We start from the raw sequence: 270 nt of genomic DNA on the forward strand, positions 1-270 counted from the left end.
GTAGCGCAGGGTCCAGTTCGCGCTCAGGTTGCCGTACTTCCAGTCCACTCCGAACGTGCCGCGCACGCGCCAGTTGGGGCTGGACTGCCAGTAGATGCCGTTGTAGTTCTCCCAGGCCGAGTCGTCGTCGACCTTGCTCTCGTTGCGGGTGACGTAGGTGGTGTCCAGGCTGATCGTGAACTGGCCGGCGGCGGTTTCCGGCAGGCGGTAGTGCGCGGCCAGGTCATAGCCTTCCATGCGCTGCTGGCCGACGTTGAGCGGCTTGATCAG

The 270-nt window shown here is 64.8% G+C and carries 1 protein-coding gene; it reads right to left on the bottom strand.

All coding sequences use genetic code 11. The annotated features are described in order from the left end of the window. Positions 1 to 270 (bottom strand): hypothetical protein (locus tag SB822_RS57455; protein ID WP_410859156.1); only part of this gene is annotated, 270 nt, incomplete at both ends.

Origin of the sequence: Paraburkholderia sp. SIMBA_054 (assembly GCF_046534875.1) — a bacterium.
In the GTDB taxonomy this organism is placed as follows: domain Bacteria; phylum Pseudomonadota; class Gammaproteobacteria; order Burkholderiales; family Burkholderiaceae; genus Paraburkholderia; species Paraburkholderia hospita.